Genomic DNA, 16,661 nt, shown 5'->3' on the forward strand with positions numbered 1-16,661 from the left:
CCATTAATCCAGCCAAAATAAAAGTCGATCGCCGCGATAAAAATTAAATAATATTTGAGATGAGGCGCAGGGAAAGATGTGGAAGATTAGGGAGATAAGGGGAATAAGCAATGCCCAATTCCCTATACCCTATTCCCTCAAGACTTTACTAAAGGTCGAATATTAGCTTTATAACTAGCATTATCCAGCCCATAATTTGCATTACTAGGTTGGGAGTTAATTGCACGTCTGAGACCCTCAATGCGATCGCTAGTTCCGGGGTGTGTACTCAAAAATGTCGGAGTAGAACCACCCTTTTTCAGTAGCTTTTGCATAAAAGAAACCATCCCAGACTGGGCATACCCAGCGCGTGTCAAGGTTCGTAGCCCTCTTTGATCGGCATCAAATTCATCTTGACGACTACGAGGACGATTCAAGGCAAGTTCTACACCAATATTTACTGCTGTATTGCGATCTAAACCAGTTGCTGTTGCTAAACCACTAGCGACTGCCTTTTGCCGCATCTGTTTAACCAAGTGCTTCCCACCAATATGACCAATCTCATGGGCGATGACACTTGCAAGTTCCGCTTCATTGTCTGCGGTTTTAAGTAAACCTGTGTGGACATATACATAGCCTCCTAAAGTTGCAAAGGCATTAATCGCATCATCTTCAACGACTTGGAAGGTGAAGGGAAGGTTGGGGCGATCGCTATTAGCTGCTAAACGCCGACCAATTTGTTCTACATAGCGATTAACTTCAGCATTCCGGTAAAGTTTGACTTGACCCCCCAGTATTTGCTGATTAATCTGCTTGCCAATATCAGTTTCCTGGCGATCAGATATATTAGAAAGCTGAAGTACCTGGACTCCCTGCAATATAAGAGGCAAGAAGTCTAAAGTTCTTCCAGGCAAGGGTGTACTCAGACACAAACTCAGGGCGACTACCACCGAAATTAGGGGATAAAACCAGCTACGCCGCCACACACGGTAACTTGCAACAAAACCTTTCCAATTGAACATAATACGCTTTAAAGATTATTTCGGGAGAACATAAAATAATCGGACAAATTATGAGACGGATTTAGAGGATTCTAAGTTGCATTCTTAACTCAATAGCAAATGAGTTGTGATACAGCTAATGCTTACGCAAATTTACCGAATTGTGGTGGACTAGAGATTCCCTCTAGAGATAGGCTTAAACACTAGATATTACTTTCTGGGTGCGTCAGTCTGAACGGGTAAAAGTTTCAGGGTTAGCTCCCACCCCTGCTAACTTACGAAACTCGTGATAAACTGTCGCATAACTACAACGCCCAGCCGCTTTGAGTTATTACCAAATAGGAAAAATTGCCGTTTTCATCGAAAGCCTTCTTGCTACAATCAATTACTTCGCTATTACCTCGGAAAAATTTTTATGGCTATTTTAGATTCAAAAGGTCGCTTGTTCGGCAAAATCAACCTCTTAGATTTAGGTGCTGCACTGGTAATTCTGCTAGTGATATTTGGCATCTTTGTCTTTCCTGGAACTTCTGGTTCTGTTGCCCAAGTTGGTGCGAAAACAATACCTATAGAAGTAGACTTAGTTGTTCGTGGCTTGAATGTCCGTGACCCTGAGCAATTATTTAACCAAGGTTTAAAAAAAGGTGGAAAGACTAATGTGATTATCCGCAATCAACCTTATGGACAGATTGAAATTAAATCCATTCAACAGCTACCTAGAACAGTCAATGTTTTCCAACCAGATGGTAGTGTAAAAGAATTACCAGATCCAAAAACCAACAATTTTAGTACAGATTTGCTTTTGACTCTAGACGGTAAAGCCCAGGTTACTGACAATGGCCCCGTTCTAGGTAACAGTAAAGTTAAAATTGGAATGCCGTTTGAGTTGGAAGGCTTTAACTACAACTTCAATGCAACTGTGATTGATATTAGATTAAAAGACAAATAGCATTAGCATTTTCGTCTTTAAAAAAGGACTGATAAACCGAATTTTCATTAATCTAAAACATTTCGGTTTATCAGATTTATTAATGGAATTTATAACTAATTAGCAGTTTTCGATTGAAACATTAAATACGTTCCTCCTAACCCTTCTATAATTGTGCGTGTATTGGCAATCATCATTTTCTGATAAGTGTCCGCCTCGCTTCCCGGTTCACCAAGTCCCTCAACATATAACTTTCTATCAGAAATTTTCACTTCAGCAACTCTTGCTACAGATTGAAGTGAATTCTCGTTAATTGCCGTTTCAGGGAAAATCGTTGAGACTTTAGCCCGTTTAATATTTGTAACTAAATTTCTAACTTGTGTAGGTGTCAAGTTTTGGCCACTATTAATACCTTGTAATCCGCCTGCTAATGGAATACCGTATGCTTTGGCGTAATAACTCAGTGCATTAGAGGTTGTAACTAACTTACGTTCTTTGGCAGGAATACTCGTAATTCTTGACTTAATCCAGCTATCTAGCTGAGTGAGTTCATTGGTAATTTTTTTGGCGTTGCTGTTATAATTTGCTGCATCACTAGATTCTAATTTTCTCAGATTACTATTAATTACCTCCACCATTCTGATAGCATTCTTAGTATTATGCCAAAGATGAGGATTAATTAAATTCTTGCCGTCTTTCTGAAATTTTTGTGGCTTAGATACCGCAAGTTGACCGACGGCTATTTTCGGCGCAGTATTTTTAGTTGCTTTAATTAATTTGATCAGATTTGGTTCTAAATTATAGCCACTATAGAGAATGAGATTAGCTTGCTCAATGGCTCTACGATCTTCTGGCTTTGGTTTATAAACGCGAGGATTGGCACTAGGATCAATTAAGCAAGTGAGGTTAACTGTATTCCCGGCAACTTGCTTGGTTAAATCACATAGTACACTTGTTGTTGCTACAACTTGAGGAAGGTTCTCATTTACCGGGGTGGTAGTTTGAGTGAATGCAGTTCTTGCAGCTTGATTTCCACACCCAACAAATCCAATTGTCAAAGCAACTAAAATGGCTCGGAAGGAATTAGTTGATGGTAATTTTTTTGACATCCTTACCTTCTACTGGATATAGAGAAAAAGTAATCATTATTAGCAACGAATTAGTGAAATACCAGGGATAAGCCTTCAACAAGAAGGTTAAGGGAAGAGGGGAAAGCCATCGGCTAGGAAAATTGTATAAGGGAAGAGGTAATTAATAGACTCTTTCCTTTCCCACTTTCCTTGTCCCCACCGCACATCCAGCAATTTGAAGCACTGGCGAGGGTTTGCAAGCAAAATGTTAGTGAACTTCACGCGACAGACTGGAAAACTGGTAGAGGTAATAGCACAATAATAAAGGCGATGCTGAGGAGGCTCCAATAAGGAGTGTAGTTCTCTCACAGGATGTTGAAGGGGCTATGCCATTGTGCTTAGATGCCGCAAAGGTCGCAAATTGACTAGGATTATCAGGTTAAGGAGTGAAACGTAGTAAAACTGGGGCTTTTTAAGCATACGGGTTGATTTCGCAAACCGAGTCATAAATCTAAGGCAATTGTAGCTGTGGTTTTGCCAGGTGTGGGCATATAGTTGTTACAAAATTGGTGAATTGGCGATTTTCTGGTTCATCCCCAAAAAAATCTAAAATCTAAAATTCGTAGTCAAGTATATAGAACAATTCCGCAAAGCTGATATTGGTGAAGATAAACAATGGTAATTTTAGTTATCCTCGTTAATACCCTCATTTCGTTGATACTACTCTATGTGGCTTGGCGAGTGTGGCAACTCAAGCAGCGGCTAGCATACATAGCAGATACGTTAACTGTTTATGAAAGTTGTACTCATACAGTATTAAATAAAGCACCAGAAAATATTTATCTCAGTCAGGAGAATATTTATAACTTACGGCAGAAAAATCAAGCACTAAAAATGCAAATCCAACAAGTGCGACAAATTATCAGTCTACTTTTACAAGGACAGCAAATTTGGCAGCGTTATTTTCGCAGGCTAGAGTTAATATCCGGGAAAAGAACTGTTGCCAAATGAGTTATGTCAAGTTCACATGAACATTTATAATTAGGGCTGACACAAAGGTACAAAGATACAGAGGGAAAGGAACCCAGGGAGTTTTGAATCATAAGTAATTAATGGTTTTAATGTTTAATGAACAAAAGCAACATTTTTGGCTGATATTTTGTCAGGATAGATTAACTGAATAAAATCGGTGAGCCTTACAAGGAGAGAAAACACACCTAAAATAGGTGTAAGGAGAGAAACAACAATATGTCTAATAACCGTTCTGGAGTATTTATTGGCGGTTTGATGCTGGGAGCTACCATCGGTGCTTTAACGGGTTTGCTCGTGGCTCCACGTACAGGGCGCGAAACGCGTAAAATCTTGAAGAAATCTGCCAATGCTATCCCAGAATTGGCAGAAGATTTATCAACGAGTGTGCAAATCCAAGCAGATCGTCTCTCTGCCAGCGCACTACGAAACTGGGATGAGACTTTAGATCGATTACGGGAAGCGATCGCAGCAGGTGTAGATGCCACTCAAAAGGAAAGCCAAATCTTACAGAGGCAAACATCACCTGAAGACTCAGATTATCTTCCTCAGCCATTAGAACGCTCATAAATGACATTACCGTGATTGATCCCCTGTTTTGGTTGGGACTCTCCTTACTTCTAGTCGCCACAAGCTTGACTGCGGTTTTAGTGGCGGCCATACCCGCTTTGCAAGAGTTAGCACGCGCTGCTCGCAGTGCAGAAAAGCTATTTGATACACTCTCACGAGAGTTACCGCCCACTCTAGAAGCTATTCGCGTGACTGGTTTGGAAATAACTGACTTAACTGATGATGTTAGTGAAGGTGTCAAAAATGCCAGTCAAGTAGCCAAACAAGTCGATCAAACCCTCGATAGTGCAAGAATTCAGGCTAAAAATCTGCAAGTAGGTACACGCAGCATTTTTGTTGGCGCGAAAGCTGCTTGGAGAAACTTCACACGCCCAAAACCGACGAGGCGAAATAGCGATCGCTTGCCAAGCAATGAACAACCACCACTAACGTTGCGAGAACGAGAAGTGCTAAGGCAAGAAAATCGCCGCATAAAAACAGAAGTATACCGCGCTAACGAAGGTTACGATGACGCTGTTAACTGGGAAACCAATTTTGATGATGAAGATTGAATTGGTAATAAGGAATGGGAACTAGGGACTAAGAAAAGAAACCGGGGAGCAGAAGACAAGGGGGAGAATAATAAATTATCTCTTTCCCCCCTGCCCCTCTGCCTCTAGTGCCCTATTCCCAAAAACGCTTTGCTTTGATCCCTTAGATTAGAGTAAAGTAAACAAGTGTAAAGAACTATCATTTTTCCCGTACTCTTTTAAAACAACTTGTTCACCTCTACCGTTGATATTTGTATAAAAACGTCCATGCAATCTTGTTTTTGGCGACGAATTCTGCTATCTATCGCAGTCTTTTTTCTGGCTGGGTCAATTTGGGTCATGAATTCTCCCCCAGCATTGGCTTATGACAATCCTGAGTTACTCCCTGACACCTTTACCCCAGTTGTAGACTTAGCTAAATCTCTGCCTGTGCTGCAAGAAGAAAAGCTTGTCAAAGATTTAGAACAGTTTGAAGCCGATACAGGCTGGAAACTGCGAGTATTGACCCAGTATGACCGCACCCCAGGCCGGGCAGTTATAAAATATTGGGGTTTGGATGACAAAAGCATTTTACTAGTTGCCGATTCTCGTGGCGGTAACATCCTCAGTTTTAGCGTCGGCGATGCTGTTTATGAACTTTTACCCAGAACATTCTGGATAGAACTGCAAACTCGCTTCGGTAATTTGTACTTTGTGCGCGAACAAGGCGAAGACCAAGCCATTCTGCAAGCTTTAGAATCTGTTAAAGGCTGTTTACTCAAAGGTGGTTGCAATGTTGTTCCTGGACTACCACGAGAGCAATGGATTCTCACCTTGATTACCTCAGTTATTGGTGGGATAATTTGTGGATTTGCAGCTCAACCCCGCGAGAAAGGACAAGTTTTTGCTTGGCAATGGGCTTTAATTTTCTCACCTTTATGGGGGATCTTATTTATTGCCTTTGGTATTGGGCCAGTGGTGACACGTACAAGTGACTGGCTACCTCTAGTTCGCAATATCTCTGGCTTTATTATCGGTGTCTTGGTTGCCTACTTATCTCCTGTTTTCAGCCGACCTTCTTCTAGTAATGAGTTATAAGTGCTGAGTTAGGAGTTATGAGTTTTTAATTAACTCCTAACTCCTAAATCCCTGAAGCTGATAAGCTGAAAGCTAATATTTAAGAAGCTCAAGAAAAATGGAATGGCACGTAACTGATGCTCAAAGTTTAGCAATTATTGATAATGAAATTGAAAATCATGTCTTTTCACCCGCAGAATATGAGATTGTGCGGCGGGTAATATACTCTACAGCTGACTTTGAGTATAAGTCTTTGATTCGTTTCTCTGAGCGTGCCTTACAAGCAGGAGCAGCAGCACTAGCCGCGCGTACCACGATTGTGGTAGATGTCCCGATGGTACAAGTAGGTATTGCATCTGAGATTCAAAACACCTTTGCTAATCCGGTGTATTGCAGCATGGAAGCTCTGACACGCCCTCAAAAAGAAAAAACTCGGGCAGCATGGGGAATCGAAACCTTAGCAAAGCGTTATCCAGAGGGCATTTTTGTGATTGGTCAAGCACAAACAGCACTAACAGCACTAGTTGATTTAATTGAGGCTGAGGAAATTAGACCTGCTTTGATAATTGCGACTCCAGTTGGATTTGTCAATGTTGATGAAGCGAAAGCGCGTTTACAAGACTCCTTAGTGCCCCATATTACAATTGAAAGTCGCAAAGGTAATGCAGTTGTCGCAGCTGCGATCGTTGATGGATTGGTAGACTTGGCTTGGCAAGCTTATGGACAAGATGGAAATCGGGGGAGCTAGGAAAGTCGACTCTATTGTATTTTGTATTCAAAAGAGCATTCAAAACCACTGAATATTCTGATATTTTTGTTAGGTAGTCCCGAACAAGGAGCCGTTTCTTGTGGTAATTACAGGTTTCAACTTAAGTGCATACTTTGCAATTCCCTTAGTATTGAGTCTTTTGGCTAAAGGAGAAAATATAAAAGTATCTTTAGTTGAAAACGTCCATCAAGTATCTACTAACAAGGAAATTATCTTATCCAGTCGCCAGCTAATCAGCACTAAGACGACACCGAAAACATACTATGTTAGTGGTACTGGAAACGACACAAATAGCGGACTCTCTAATTCATCCCCCTTTAGGACAATTCAAAAGGCAGCAAATCTGACCAATCCTGGGGACACCGTACTGATTATGAACGGAGTGTATAGGAATTCAAGCCCAAATGGGCAGGTAGTATCTATTACTCGCTCTGGAAAAGCAAACGCATGGATTAAGTTTAAGGCATATCCTGGGCATCGTCCGAAAATTAAGCACAATGGATGGAATGGAATTTTGATTCACAGTGGAGCTTCATATATTGAGATAAATGGGCTTGAAGTCATAGGGAACAATGACAATCTAACCCTTGATTATGCAATGAGTCAGAAAACTAACAAACTAAACCCTCTGACCAATGGAAACTGCATCAACGTGGATGGACGAAAAAATGGTCATACTCACCATATACGTATTGTCAACAACAAGGTACACAAGTGTGGAGGAGCAGGCATTTCAGCCATTGAATCAGACTACGTGACAATAAATAATAACGTGGTGTTCGATAATGCCTGGTACAGCGTTTATGGTTGCAGTGGTATTTCCATGTTGAGCAATTGGAATTTTGACAACAATCGGGGATACAAGATGTTTGTAACCAACAACAAGGCCTATAACAATCGCATGTTCATCCCTTGGATTGCAGTCGGAAAGATCACAGATGGTAATGGCATTATTATCGATACATCAAGAAATAATCAAAATAACTCAAAGTTGGGTGTATATAAAGGACGCACTTTAGTTAAAAACAATCTTACATTTAATAATGGTGGTTCAGGTATTCATGCATTTTTAAGCGATCATGTTGATATTGTAAATAATACTGCTGTTTTAAATAATCAAAGTCCCGAAATTAAAGATGGGCAAATATTTGCTAATATATCATCTGATGTCAGGATTTTAAGGAATATTCTTTATGCTTATCCTGGCAAAGCTGTTAATAGTAGTAATAAAAATAAAAACGTTATTTACGATTACAATATATACCTTAATCGTTCTAAGGTAAGTCTTAAGGGAACTCACGATATTGTTGCAGATTCACAGTTTTTAAAAAAATATCCCACTCTAGAAAAAATATCTGGCAATTGGAAACGGCGGCTAGATAAACAAAATCCGCCTATGCAAACTTATGCAGAGCCTGATTTGCTAGGAGGTTTTGCTTGTGGATCTGTTACCTATCGTTTAAAAGGGAAAATCATCAAAGTAGGATGCTCTCGTTAGCAAACTGATTTAATCATCCCACCTCCTTCAGTAAATTTTCGATTGAAAGATTTAAAATTCAAAAAGGTTTAAAGCCCCCGAATTTAAACGCGAGAATAAATTTCAAAATTATTTATTCAAGCTTTCGCATCAACGGTATGGGGTCAATCTAAAACCAAAATTGTTTGACTTCTTTTTCAATCCTCGTCTCTACGGCGGCGACGACGCGGTTTTTGTTGTTGGTCTTCACGCAAGCGACGACCGACTTCGTTAAAGAAATCCCGCCGCAGATAAGGATAATCACTAATCCACAAGTCACGGCTGGGAATGTATATATCGCTGAATTGTTCAATACTGCTTAAATCTGCACGATTTGACAGCACTACCATTTCGGCAATTTGACCGCGAGTAATAACTTTGTGAGCAGGACGTAATGGTGCTACAAACTCAATGGTAAATCCTGTTTCATCACCCACCTCTAAGTTAATTTGTTTTTCTCGGTTTTCCACAATTACCAGTTCGCCTTTGCTGTTGACTGTTTCTTGTTTCCCCATCAACTGGTCTGTGATCCACCAATCTAGGACTCGACCACGGAAAAAGCCGCCATACTTATAACGGCGGCATTGCAAATTCCGCATACTTGCTTGAAACACTGGATACCACAGCCAAAAAAAAGCGCTAACTACCCCCAGCACAAATACTATTGAAGCAAACTCAAGTTTAAAAATAACTGTCACAAGCAATAGAACAACTATGGCAACTACAGAAATTAACAGCCTTTGCAAAAAATTTGAAAACTTCCCCCAATAGTACTTGTACTGCAAACCAGTGGCAATTAGGGGGATAACTTGTTCAAATTTCTGGCGAGTCAGTGGTACTAACATGAGTGCTGAGTGATGAATGCTGAATAGTGTATTTAAAGTCTAAAGTATCTTTTCTAATCCATATACTAACGACTTTAGCGCTAAGACTTTGCGAATTGCTAGTAGCACGCCTGGCATATAGCAAGCGCGATCGCTCGTGTCATGTCGTAAAGTATAAATCTGTCCTGCTGCGCCAAAAATAACTTCTTGATGAGCAATCAGTCCTGGCAAGCGCACGCTATGAATTCTAATCCCTTCATCTGCTATACTACCCCTCGCCCCTGGTAATTTCTCCGTCTCTTCTACAAGAGCAGGGTTAAAAGTTTTACCCAATTCTCCTAGTAACTGCGCCGTTTGAATGGCAGTACCACTGGGAGCATCAGCTTTTTGGTTGTGATGCAGTTCGATAATTTCCACATGGTCAAAATATTTTGAGGCTGCGATCGCGGCTTGTTGTAACAGCACCATACCAATGGAGAAGTTAGGAATAATTAGACAACCAGTGCTAGCTTTGTCGGCAAAGTCTGCCAAGTCTTGAATTTGTTCTGGACTTAACCCAGTGGTTCCAACTACTGGACGAATACCGTAGGCGATCGCACTACGAATATTGTCATAAACTGAATCAGGATGAGTAAAGTCTACAATTACCCCTGGAGGAGACTGTCTGTCGCCAGCCACATACCCTAACATAGGTTCCAATTGATTGGTAATTGGCACTTCAAGGGGTTCGCTTAAACCCGCTAATTCTCCAGCGTCTTTATCTTGATGTTCCAAACTGTGGTCAATTGCACCCACTAGGTTTAAGTCAGGCGCTTGCGCCACTGCCTTAATCACCTCACGGCCCATTTTACCAGCAGCACCGTTGACAATAACCGGGATAGGAGCTTGATTTGTCATAGGTCGAGAAATACTTTTTGAGCTAACAAAGGAATTGTAAAGACTTTGGTGATCTAGTAGCTAGCTTCTCAAATCTCTGGTCTAATTCCGACTACCTTGATTGATGCAGCTAATCCCTCAGTTTTCTAACTCTAAAGCAGATCGGTTCTCATTTTCATCCCACTATCTTAGCCAGTAACCCGTTTTGTTTTGCCTATTTCGTTTACCGCATCTCTAAAAAAAATCCTATACACTGACTGATAAGTAGTTCTCATAATATCTATTAGATTTTTTTGTCAAGTTTAGTTGACTATTTGTAATATTTAGGTTAAATTTATTTACATAACTTAACTAAAACTAAACTTAACTACCTAACTGGCATTAGCTAATAAAAACAGATTTCGGTATTGCGATATCTCATCGACATTTGGACTTCTCCCATCTACCTCGGCTATCAAGTCGGGGTTTTTTGTGTACCGTTCGCCTAATAGAGAATTAAATTGATGAAATAAGGGATATGTAAAGAAACACGCTTTCCCAAATGTCATCAAAAAATTTTTACAAGAAGCTACAGAAATTCTGCGCTAACACAGAGTCGAAGGGTTATTTGGTTTCGAGCATGAGTACCATTACGCGAACGGTGAATTACTAACCTCGTTGAAAACCCTTTGCTGGCTTTGCTTGCCCTTTACCCTTTGATTTAGATTTATTAACTTCTCCTAAAGCTTCCTGAAATAAATTATGCAAATGTATGGGTACACTGGCAATATCTGGTAGCTCTGGCTCAATCGGTTTGTGGAATTCTTGCAAAAGCACATCCAAGTCGCTTTCAAGGTGAAACTCTGGACGTTGCAGAACTATTTGCAACACATTTTCTAATTGAGTTGGATATTGTTGCGCTAGTCGATGCCAAATAAAGGCATTAATACTTTTATCTTCGAGATAGTAGCGAATTAGTTTTTCCGCCCCTTGAACACTTTGCCAGTCTTCTGCTGATAAGATTGCTTGTACCTTACTATATGTTGGTAAAAACATTTGTCCCCAACGGGGATGAGAAAGAGCCGTTACCTGTTCTGCTTTCTTGAGTTCGGCAGGTAAATCAACCTTTGGCATAACCATTTTGCTATTGCCGCCTTTGCTGTTCAACATCTGAGAGACTACATTAGAATCAGCGCCAAACTCTTGTGCTGCTGCTTTGATTTCCTCGTCTCCAATACCAGCGGCTTCTGCCACTTCTGCCAAGGATTTTGAAGTATCAATTCCTGCTGCTGCGAAGTTTTTTTCAGTAATTAGTTCTTGAAATTCCCCTATCTTTTTATTAAGTTGGTATCCAGGTAGGGTGATTTCATCAGTGCCAAAAAAGTCCACAAACTGCTGATGATATTGTTCCACTGACTGCCAAGCTTCTTCTAGCAAGTCTGGAGCATCACTGTAAAGATTACTTTTATAGTTTTCTTTGAAATTGCCAATTGCTACAGCAAGTTTTGGTTTCCCTAATTTACCCATTATTGTGTAAGGGCCAGAAAACATCCAGTAGCTGTCGGTAACAGGAGAAATGCGAGTTAGTAAAATTTCTCCTACTTTCAACCGAGATATTGCCTGTAATGTTTGGGTATTATTAGGCTTGACAACGTAGCATTTATCGGTCAACCAGTTCGTCAATTCAAAGCCATCAGGTAGGATGTTAGTAATGGTAAATAAACCAATAAAACTATGATGCCAGCTTTTGATCAGATTGCGATCGCTCTCTTCTAAATCTGGATGGCTTTCGATAAACAACTCTAATGGAGACTTATCACCGACTTTCCCTGCTGTTAGAAAGCTATCAATGATTAAGTCCTGCTGTGTACTATCCCCACTTCCACGGCGCAACTGTTCTGCTGCATAAGTTTCCAGTGCTTGTGCCAGTTCGCCTTCAGCATCAAGGACAAAATCAACTAAGGCTTGTTTTAATTCGTGCGATCGTTCTAATATGACATCCACAAGTTAATCTCTCTGTGCAACAGATGTAGATTATAGCGTTTGAGAGAATTACAGCATCTAGCAATAGCTAGATTTATGGTTTCCTGCACTTAGCAGATTTTACCCATCTTCTGGCTGGGAGCGAAAGAGGAATAACCCTGTTAGAGTCGATGGGCGGTATTATCCGCCGCACCTCTCTGTTCAATCTGGGCGTGCAGGTTTTCCCCGCACCCAGCTTTCGATGTTCTTAACTAGAGTCATTGCCCATGTGTATGTAATCGTGGCAGCTTTGATGAATAGCTAAAGGTTTTTGACTTTCCAGTTATTATGATTTCCATCTACATAATGAAGATGTACTTTCTCCCCCTCAAGCATTTTTAGTCCACAATATCCACATCTATGGTTTTGCCGTCTGATGGCAACGGGGGTTTTGCCATCGTAGAGCTTGCCGTTACGTTGGCTCCAGTAGGTGATATCTCCGTCAAAAGGTGATTTCTCGCCTTTGACGTTGATGTGTTTATTTTCGGAGTAGGGAACCTTGGGAAACGCTTTGTCTAGGAGTTTTTTACTAGATTCGCGGTTAAGTTTATCTTCCCTGTTGAACACCTGAATTGCTCTGTGTTGGATATGATACAACGAGAATCGTGAACCGTCCATTTTACAGTAGCGGTGATAGTTTCTCCAACCTCTGACTATATTTGGCTAGACATTGCCAAGCCCTATCTGCGATGGTGGGAACTTTAAGGATGTGGGTTTTTCCATCCTTCTTTGGAATTGGGATTTGTCGCAGTGACTGGTGATGCCAGTTATTGCCTTTGGTTTTGAGTTGTTCACTCAGTTCCAACCTCTGCTCAAATGTGAGTGAGGCTTTACCATCGACTCCTGCTGTCTTTTTCCCCACATTTAGCTGTGTTACTTGACGAATTGCCAGTAATCTCGCAGAGGTGGATTTCAGTATCAGCTTTTGAACAGACCTTGCTTTGCGCTTGTCTCCGTCTCGAATGGCTTTGTACACTCGTTTTTGTAGGCGGAATAAATTACGGCGAAATTTCTTCCACGGTAAACTCTTCCAAGATTCACTAGCATTATCGCTGTGTCTAATAATGCTCTAACTCCAAGCAAGTATATTCTGAACACCTCTGACCAATTACTGTCAGTCCTACCCGAATTGAGAGAATTCCGCTTCTCGTCTAGCCTACGCAGGGATTCGACCTCCCCTAGACCCTCAATTCGTTTTTATTCGTTCCCTCGGTCAGATTCACCGTAGGAACTCCCTGTTAGCGTCAGTGTCATCCCGCAACGGATGTCTGATTACGCCCTGTTCCCAGCTTCACTCTCCAGAAACCGAGTCTGGTCAGTGTGGGCAGATAAGGAGTCACAACTGAGTCTATTGGGCGGGGCTTTCACCCGCATCAGACCGAAAGTTCAACTAACTTTATTGCTAGTGTTGGTTGGTGTGATTATTTACGGACTGGCTACGGTGATTTGTCACACAACGAATCGCACTTTTTGTCACTCTCGGATAAATTAACGAGTTTTCGACATTACAGTCAATGAAGTATAGCGTTTTCTAAGCTACTGAGGTACACCCAAATATTTTTTCCCAAGCTTTAGTAGCTTAATAACGTATCTCACCATTGTCGAGAACTGCTATCAGGTTTTAACCCACTTTCATGAAAGAGGGATTATCCCTTTTAATCTTGTCTTCACTATGACCGTTTTTACGTAAAATTTTTATACAAACATATATGATCTGTATATTTTAAAGTGTGTAATTATTGAGAAAGTGAGGTAAGTGTACCTAACTCGGTAAAATTAAGACAAAAGCTCCCAGTGAATGGGCTACGGTTTAGCTTCTTTAACAATATTGAGATTCCCGAAAGCTAATGACTGAAGCGATCCAAATCGGTAATCGTACAATCACAGCGAGTGAGCTGGTTTCCTTGCTAGGAAATTACCAAATGCTGCCACAGTTGCAGAGAGAATTGATCCTCGATGAGGCCATAGAGCAAAATTCACGCTCCGAGAAGATAGCAATAGAGTGTACACCTGAGGAAATAGCCCAAGCCAAACAGCAGTTTTACGTTGAAAAACAGTTCAAAAATGAAGAAGACATCCAGGCTTGGATGGCACATCAAGGGCTGACTACCGAACAGCTAGAAGTTATTACAACTCGTAAGCTTAAAATTGAAAAATTCAAGCAAGCCACTTGGGGTAATAAATTGGAATCCTACTTTTTTCAGTCCAAAGCAAAACTAGATAAAGTAATTTATTCCCTACTGCGAACCCAGGATGTGGGAATTGCCCAAGAACTTTACTTCCGGATTCAGGCAAAAGAAAATTCTTTTGCTGACTTGGCGCGTGAATATTCGCTTGGGCCAGAAGCCCAAACTGGCGGCTTAGTAGGTCCGATTGAACTGAATGCACTACATCCGGTAATGGTGCAAATGCTATCTAGCAGTCAACCAGGCCAGATATTGCCCCCTACCCGCATCGCCGAGTGGTTCGTGATTTTGCGACTGGAAAAATTTATCCCCGCACAACTAGATGAATTTATGAAAGTCCGACTACTGAATGAACTCTTTGAAACTTGGTTACAAGAACAGCAAAAGCGAATCATGTCTGCACCACAAGGGCAGAAGGGCACAGGAGGACAGGGAGAGGGCGATAAACCTTAATGAATCAGAGTATGGGATTGATTCTCAACCTCCCATACTTGGCTTGCATAATTCTGACAACGAAACAGAGCTACTACGAGGCACTGTCTGTTGACTACTTGCGTTAAAAGTGCGAGGAGATAAGGGCTAGTTAATATGATTGCCGCTTGTTGTAATGGGAAGTTATTCGCTCCGTTTACTTGCGTTTACTATTGATGGAGTTTGGTAAGTTAAATGGGCGTTGCAGAATAGAAATATGAATTAGAGCGATCGCTATGCAATGTCCTAAGTGTGCATCAACTCATATACGTAAAAACGGTAGACAACGTGGTAAGCAAAATTACATTTGCGTTCGATGTAAGCGTCAATTTATCGAATCTTATGAACCAAAAGGATATTCTGAAGATATTAAGCGTGAATGCCTAGAAATGTACGTTAATGGTTCTGGTTTTCGCGCAATTGAAAGGGTCAAAAAAGTACAGACGCTCGCGGACTCGCTAACGCTTCGCTTAAAAAAGATAATCCAACGGTAAGAGACTGTTTCTAAAGGATTATGAAGATGCTGATTCTGACTGCGCTAGTCGTCGTAGCATCAAGCGAATCATTACCGTATAGATCATTGCTTCACTAACTTCGGGAAGTAGTTCATAATCTTTACTTAAGCGGCGATAGTGATTCCACCACCCGAAAGTTCGTTCTACAATCCAACGCTTCGGTAACACCACAAATCCTGGTTCGGTGCGACGCACTACTTCTACTTTAGCCTCACACAATTGCTGAATCACTCGTGCAAGGTTCTCCCCGCTGTAGCCTTGATCTACCCTTCAGGAGTACAATGTCCTCTGTGGCATCTGCCGCTTCCATCACTACAGCTGTAGCTCCCAAACGTTCAGGAAAATTGGCTTCGGTTACGACGACTGCCAATAATAGTCCCAATGTATCCACAAAGATATGACGTTTGCGTCCTTTTACTTGCTTGCCTCCGTCATAGCCATAAACCTCCCCCTTTTTTCCGTCGTTTTTACCGACTGACTATCGTTCATGCCTGCTGTGAGGTTATCTGCTTTCTCGACGCTGTTGCGAACTTGTTGCCTAAGATGGGTATTGATAGTATGCCAGACCTCAAGGCGTTGCCAATGACGAAAATACTTGTAGACTGTTTGCCAGGGTGGAAAGTCGTGGGGTAAAGAACGCCACCTACATCCCTCAGACAACACATAGAAAATCCCATTAAGCAACTCCCGCATATCCACCTTACGGGGCCGACCAATTGGACTCGTTGCTGGTAGGAGCGGTGCAATCTTCTCCCACTCTGAATCAGTCAGGTCACTGGGATAAGGTTTTCGAGACATCATTGGCGCTTAGACTTAAACTCCTCGTCTATTTTGGGATTGATTTACTCCTCCAAATTGTTAGCTTTACTTTTCTTTAGAAACAGCCTCTAACATCTCACCAAATATCAGCTACATGTCACTTTCATTTATTACTCTAATTTATGATTTCAGTCTTTAACATCTTCGTTTATTTATCTCAAACTCATTTTTCTGCCGTCAGTTCTTATTGCCCCTTATTTACACTCTTAATTTTGATGCCATTTTTTATGATTCATGGTTACTGAAATCTCTTTTTTGACTAATGATATCTATTTTGATTCTCACTTAACTTTTTTCTCTCCGTAATTTCCCTTTGTGACAGTTAGGGGTGCGGAAGGTACGTTTTACTTGCCTTTGCGGTTGCTATGACTTCGTGAAACAACAAAAGCCTGCTCAATTAATCTTGAGAAGGCTTTTGTTGTGTTGTTGTGGTTGAATAATATCCCTGGCACCGAGCTATTTTTGCGTAGGGCGACCCCTAAACTATCGTTGCCGCAACAGCGTTTCACCTCTGAGTTCGG

General features: G+C 41.2%; 14 protein-coding genes and 3 pseudogenes. 10 read left to right on the forward strand and 7 right to left on the reverse strand.

What is annotated here, in order from left to right; genetic code table 11:
- Positions 1-137: 137 nt before the first annotated feature.
- Positions 138-1,001 (reverse strand): M48 family metalloprotease, encoded by an 864-nt coding sequence (locus G1O98_RS29225; RefSeq protein WP_163935540.1) that lies wholly within the window; start codon positions 999-1,001, stop codon positions 138-140.
- Between the two features lie 394 nt (positions 1,002-1,395).
- Between G1O98_RS29225 and G1O98_RS29230 the strand changes: the two genes are divergently transcribed.
- Positions 1,396-1,929 (forward strand): DUF4330 domain-containing protein, encoded by a 534-nt coding sequence (locus G1O98_RS29230; protein ID WP_114084633.1) that lies wholly within the window; start codon positions 1,396-1,398, stop codon positions 1,927-1,929.
- Between the two features lie 95 nt (positions 1,930-2,024).
- On the opposite strand, the gene G1O98_RS29235 is transcribed toward G1O98_RS29230, so the two are convergent.
- Positions 2,025-3,017: a zinc ABC transporter substrate-binding protein gene (locus tag G1O98_RS29235; protein ID WP_163935543.1), complete on the reverse strand. Its 993-nt coding sequence runs from the start codon at positions 3,015-3,017 to the stop codon at positions 2,025-2,027.
- 636 nt (positions 3,018-3,653) lie between these two features.
- Between G1O98_RS29235 and G1O98_RS29240 the strand changes: the two genes are divergently transcribed.
- The 6 genes from G1O98_RS29240 (at position 3,654) to G1O98_RS29265 (ending at position 8,430) form a co-directional block, all read left to right on the forward strand.
- Complete coding sequence (locus tag G1O98_RS29240) at positions 3,654-3,989, forward strand: hypothetical protein (RefSeq protein ID WP_163935548.1); 336 nt, start codon at positions 3,654-3,656, stop codon at positions 3,987-3,989.
- A gap of 237 nt (positions 3,990-4,226) precedes the next feature.
- On the forward strand, positions 4,227-4,577 hold the full coding sequence (locus G1O98_RS29245) for a YtxH domain-containing protein (protein ID WP_114084629.1): 351 nt from the start codon (positions 4,227-4,229) through the stop codon (positions 4,575-4,577).
- A gap of 11 nt (positions 4,578-4,588) precedes the next feature.
- A complete protein-coding gene (locus tag G1O98_RS29250) occupies positions 4,589-5,128 on the forward strand; it encodes a DUF948 domain-containing protein (RefSeq protein ID WP_163935554.1) in 540 nt (179 codons plus the stop codon).
- 246 nt (positions 5,129-5,374) lie between these two features.
- A complete protein-coding gene (locus G1O98_RS29255; protein WP_041565603.1) occupies positions 5,375-6,184 on the forward strand; it encodes a TPM domain-containing protein in 810 nt (269 codons plus the stop codon).
- Between the two features lie 97 nt (positions 6,185-6,281).
- Positions 6,282-6,911: a precorrin-8X methylmutase gene (locus G1O98_RS29260; RefSeq protein WP_114084626.1), complete on the forward strand. Its 630-nt coding sequence runs from the start codon at positions 6,282-6,284 to the stop codon at positions 6,909-6,911.
- A gap of 100 nt (positions 6,912-7,011) precedes the next feature.
- Positions 7,012-8,430 carry a right-handed parallel beta-helix repeat-containing protein gene (locus tag G1O98_RS29265; protein ID WP_163935558.1) on the forward strand — a complete coding sequence of 473 codons (1,419 nt, stop codon included), beginning with the start codon at positions 7,012-7,014 and terminating at the stop codon, positions 8,428-8,430.
- Between the two features lie 176 nt (positions 8,431-8,606).
- On the opposite strand, the gene G1O98_RS29270 is transcribed toward G1O98_RS29265, so the two are convergent.
- The 4 genes and pseudogenes from G1O98_RS29270 to G1O98_RS29285 all read right to left on the reverse strand — a co-directional run bounded on the left by G1O98_RS29270 (position 8,607) and on the right by G1O98_RS29285 (position 13,215).
- Positions 8,607-9,293 (reverse strand): phosphate ABC transporter permease, encoded by a 687-nt coding sequence (locus tag G1O98_RS29270; RefSeq protein WP_163935561.1) that lies wholly within the window; start codon positions 9,291-9,293, stop codon positions 8,607-8,609.
- A gap of 39 nt (positions 9,294-9,332) precedes the next feature.
- Positions 9,333-10,169, reverse strand: a complete 837-nt coding sequence (gene dapB / locus G1O98_RS29275; protein ID WP_012411217.1) for a 4-hydroxy-tetrahydrodipicolinate reductase — start codon at positions 10,167-10,169, stop codon at positions 9,333-9,335.
- A 627-nt stretch (positions 10,170-10,796) separates the two neighbouring features.
- A complete protein-coding gene (locus G1O98_RS29280) occupies positions 10,797-12,131 on the reverse strand; it encodes a hypothetical protein (RefSeq protein ID WP_163935564.1) in 1,335 nt (444 codons plus the stop codon).
- A gap of 226 nt (positions 12,132-12,357) precedes the next feature.
- Positions 12,358-13,215: pseudogene (locus G1O98_RS29285) on the reverse strand (reverse transcriptase N-terminal domain-containing protein).
- A 198-nt stretch (positions 13,216-13,413) separates the two neighbouring features.
- Between G1O98_RS29285 and G1O98_RS29290 the strand changes: the two are divergent.
- The 3 genes and pseudogenes from G1O98_RS29290 to G1O98_RS29300 all read left to right on the forward strand — a co-directional run.
- The gene (locus G1O98_RS29290) at positions 13,414-13,641 is read left to right on the forward strand and encodes a hypothetical protein (protein ID WP_163935566.1); all 228 of its coding nucleotides are present in this window, start codon (positions 13,414-13,416) and stop codon (positions 13,639-13,641) included.
- A 355-nt stretch (positions 13,642-13,996) separates the two neighbouring features.
- Positions 13,997-14,788, forward strand: a complete 792-nt coding sequence (locus G1O98_RS29295; RefSeq protein WP_163935568.1) for a peptidylprolyl isomerase — start codon at positions 13,997-13,999, stop codon at positions 14,786-14,788.
- 254 nt (positions 14,789-15,042) lie between these two features.
- Positions 15,043-15,240, forward strand: a pseudogene (locus tag G1O98_RS29300) (IS1 family transposase); the annotation flags it as partial.
- A gap of 78 nt (positions 15,241-15,318) precedes the next feature.
- Here G1O98_RS29300 and G1O98_RS29305 read toward each other — a convergent pair.
- Positions 15,319-16,119: pseudogene (locus G1O98_RS29305) on the reverse strand (IS5 family transposase).
- Positions 16,120-16,661: the final 542 nt, after the last annotated feature.

It is taken from the genome of Nostoc sp. UIC 10630 (assembly GCF_010747425.1).
GTDB lineage: Bacteria > Cyanobacteriota > Cyanobacteriia > Cyanobacteriales > Nostocaceae > Nostoc.

Bases quoted from the DNA above. Each gene is read 5' to 3' on its own strand.
- G1O98_RS29225 (WP_163935540.1), bottom strand. From the start codon at position 1,001: ATGTTCAATTGGAAAGGTTTTGTTGCAAGTTACCGTGTGTGGCGGCGT.
- G1O98_RS29230 (WP_114084633.1), top strand. From the start codon at position 1,396: ATGGCTATTTTAGATTCAAAAGGTCGCTTGTTCGGCAAAATCAACCTC.
- G1O98_RS29235 (WP_163935543.1), bottom strand. From the start codon at position 3,017: ATGTCAAAAAAATTACCATCAACTAATTCCTTCCGAGCCATTTTAGTT.
- G1O98_RS29240 (WP_163935548.1), top strand. From the start codon at position 3,654: ATGGTAATTTTAGTTATCCTCGTTAATACCCTCATTTCGTTGATACTA.
- G1O98_RS29245 (WP_114084629.1), top strand. From the start codon at position 4,227: ATGTCTAATAACCGTTCTGGAGTATTTATTGGCGGTTTGATGCTGGGA.
- G1O98_RS29255 (WP_041565603.1), top strand. From the start codon at position 5,375: ATGCAATCTTGTTTTTGGCGACGAATTCTGCTATCTATCGCAGTCTTT.
- G1O98_RS29260 (WP_114084626.1), top strand. From the start codon at position 6,282: ATGGAATGGCACGTAACTGATGCTCAAAGTTTAGCAATTATTGATAAT.
- G1O98_RS29270 (WP_163935561.1), bottom strand. From the start codon at position 9,293: ATGTTAGTACCACTGACTCGCCAGAAATTTGAACAAGTTATCCCCCTA.
- dapB (WP_012411217.1), bottom strand. From the start codon at position 10,169: ATGACAAATCAAGCTCCTATCCCGGTTATTGTCAACGGTGCTGCTGGT.
- G1O98_RS29290 (WP_163935566.1), top strand. From the start codon at position 13,414: ATGTCTGATTACGCCCTGTTCCCAGCTTCACTCTCCAGAAACCGAGTC.
- G1O98_RS29295 (WP_163935568.1), top strand. From the start codon at position 13,997: ATGACTGAAGCGATCCAAATCGGTAATCGTACAATCACAGCGAGTGAG.